Annotated in this window: 2 protein-coding genes; both read left to right on the forward strand. The window is 71.5% G+C overall.

The annotated features are described in order from the left end of the window. Positions 1–213: 213 nt before the first annotated feature. Entirely contained in the window at positions 214–1,101 is an 888-nt protein-coding gene (locus E1281_RS38800; protein ID WP_131884679.1) for an isoprenyl transferase, read from the forward strand. Between the two features lie 96 nt (positions 1,102–1,197). Beyond that, positions 1,198–2,565, forward strand: a complete 1,368-nt coding sequence (locus E1281_RS38805) for a PhoH family protein (protein ID WP_131884680.1) — start codon at positions 1,198–1,200, stop codon at positions 2,563–2,565. Positions 2,566–3,153 lie beyond the last annotated feature (588 nt).

Genomic DNA, 3,153 nt, shown 5'->3' on the forward strand with positions numbered 1-3,153 from the left:
GTGTGGGGGGTCGCCCCCCCACCGGAGACCGGGCGGTTCCGGGGGGTGTGGGGGGTCGCCCCCTCACGGGAGTTCGCGCCGGCCAGGGGAGGCGTGGCCGTCGGGAACCGCCCGCCGGGTAGCGCGTACGCCCGGAACGGGAGAAGAAGTATGAACCTCGGGCCATAATTGAGCGTCTTTCCGTCCAGGACGGTCGCTCGAAGGGAAGCCCACATGCGGGTTCGGCGTACGGAAGAGCCACGCGGCAGGTCGTCGCGCGGGGAGCGGGGGGAGGACGGGCGCCGCCGTCCCTCCGAGGACGGGCGGCTGACCTCCGCCGTCCGCCGCAGCGGCCCGTACGCGGCCGTCCGCGACGTGGTCTACCGGATGTACGAACGCCGGGTCGAGGCGTCGATTCCGGCCGATGTCACGCCCCGCCACATCGGCGTGATCCTGGACGGGAACCGGCGCTGGGCCAGGGCGATGGGCCTGGCCGACGTCAACTCCGGGCACCAGCGCGGCGCCGCGAAGATCTCCGAGCTGCTCCAGTGGAGCGCCGAGGCCGGGGTCGAGCTCGTCACGCTCTGGCTGCTGTCCACCGACAACCTGAACCGCCCGGCCGCCGAGCTGGAACCGCTGCTGGAGATCATCGAGAACACCGTCGGCAAGCTCGCCTCCGACGGCTGGAACGTCAAGCCCGTCGGCGCCCTCGACCTGCTGCCCGATAAGACCGCACGCGTCCTTAAAGATGCGGGTGAGGCCACATCCGGTGCTCCCGGCCTGATTGTGAACGTCGCGGTTGGGTATGGAGGTAGGCGTGAGATCGCTGATGCGGTGCGCTCACTGCTCATCGAGCAGGCGAGCCGGGGCACCAGCATCGAGGAACTCGCCGAGTCCCTCGACGTGGAGCACATCGCGGAGCATCTCTACACGCGCGGCCAGCCGGATCCGGACCTGGTCATCCGCACCTCGGGGGAGCAGCGTCTCTCCGGCTTCATGCTCTGGCAGAGCGCCCACTCGGAGTTCCACTTCTGCGAGGTCCACTGGCCGGACTTCCGCAAGGTGGACTTCCTCCGGGCGGTGCGCTCCTACGCCGCGCGGCACCGGCGCTACGGCACCTGACGGCCGCCCTCACGGTCGGCCTTCCCGCGGTCGGCCCTCGACCGCTCCAGGCCGCCGTCGCGCCACCGGTACGTCCCCCATCATCAGGGAGATCGTGTGGCCACAACCTCCGCGCGCCGTCCCGGCCAGTCCGGGAACGACTCCGGGGCACCCGCCCCGGACCGGCGCACGTACGTCCTCGACACCAGTGTCCTGCTCGCCGACCCCGGGGCGATGACCCGGTTCGCCGAGCACGAGGTCGTACTCCCCATCGTCGTCATCTCCGAGCTGGAGGCCAAGCGCCACCACCACGAGCTCGGATACTTCGCCCGGCAGGCCCTCCGCACGCTCGACGACCTTCGTCTCCGGCACGGCCGGCTGGACGAGGCCGTATCGGTCGAGGGGCCGCTCGGCGACCAGGGCGGCACGCTCCGCGTCGAGCTGAACCACTCCGACCCGAGCGTGCTGCCGGACGGTTTCCGGCTGGGCGACAACGACACCCGGATCTTGTCGGTCGCGGCGTGGCTGGCCCACGAGGGCCGGGACGTCGTGCTGGTCTCCAAGGACCTGCCGATGCGGGTGAAGGCGTCCGCGGTCGGCCTGGCCGCCGAGGAGTACCGGGCGGAGCTGGCGGTCGTGGAGTCCGGCTGGACCGGGATGCGCGAGCTGGAGGTGCCCGCGGCGCTCGTCGGGGAGATGTTCGAGACGGGCAGCGCGGACATGGAGCAGGCGCGCGATCTGCCGTGCCACACCGGGCTGCGGCTGCTGTCGGAGAAGGGCTCGGCGCTCGGCCGGACGCAGCCGGACAAGTCCGTGAAGCTGGTGCGGGGCGACCGGGAGGTCTTCGGGCTCCGCGGCCGGTCCGCCGAGCAGCGGATCGCGCTGGACCTGCTGATGGACGAGGACGTCGGCATCGTCTCGCTCGGCGGCCGGGCCGGTACCGGCAAGTCGGCCCTCGCCCTGTGCGCGGGGCTGGAGGCCGTGATGGAACACCGGCGGCACCGCAAGGTCGTGGTGTTCCGGCCCCTGTACGCGGTCGGCGGCCAGGAGCTCGGCTACCTGCCGGGCACCGAGAACGAGAAGATGTCGCCATGGGGCCAGGCCGTCTACGACACCCTGTCGGCGGTGACGACGCCGGAGGTCATCGACGAGGTCGTGGACCGTGACATGTTGGAGGTCCTGCCGCTCACCCACATCCGGGGCCGGTCGCTGCACGACGCGTTCGTGATCGTGGACGAGGCCCAGTCGCTGGAGCGGGGGGTGCTGCTGACCGTCCTGTCGCGGATCGGCGCGGGGTCGCGGGTCGTGCTGACCCACGACGTGGCGCAGCGCGACAACCTGCGCGTCGGCCGCCACGACGGCGTCGCGGCGGTGGTGGAGCGGCTCAAGGGCCATCCGCTGTTCGCGCACGTGACGCTGACGCGGTCGGAGCGGTCGCCGATCGCCGCCCTGGTGACCGACATGCTCGGAGACGTGGGCGTCTAGGAGCGGGCGCCTGAGGCGGGCGCACAGAGGGAACTCGACAGGGACCCCGGTGGCCGGATGGGCCGCCGGGGTCCGTCGTTGACGCGGCGCGCGGCCGGAGTCCTACGCAACGTGATCATTAAACCTCGTTCCGTTCGTTGGTGATGAAGGTCACATCCGCCCGCCCGGCGGCGAAGACCCCCTGGTCCCCACGGAGTTTCGGTGAGGTCGCGGTCGAGTTGACAACGGTCCCACCGGCAGCATTTGTCTCGTTTCGGTTGCGGAGCATCCCTCGACCTCAGGCATTGTGGCTCCCCGTAAGCACCCCGAGCGGTGCCCGGCCGGAGCGCAGCCCCCCGTGAACATGCGCGAAGGACGCGGTGCCGGCCCGGATCCGGGACCGTCCGACCTGCGGGTGGCGGGGCCGGATCCAAGGGTGGAAACAGTTCGTGCGCGTGTCCATGCGCGTGCGACCGTCGGAAGGACCGCCTTGTTCGGAGACCGTCCCGGGTCCCGTAGGCGAGACGATCGACAGAGCTTTGCCCCCCAGGAGCCGCGGCAGGACGCGGCTTCCGAGCCCGGCCCCCCGGCCTCCGCGGAGGCACCGGC

Source organism: Actinomadura sp. KC345 (assembly GCF_004348515.1).
In the GTDB taxonomy this organism is placed as follows: Bacteria; Actinomycetota; Actinomycetes; order Streptosporangiales; family Streptosporangiaceae; genus Spirillospora.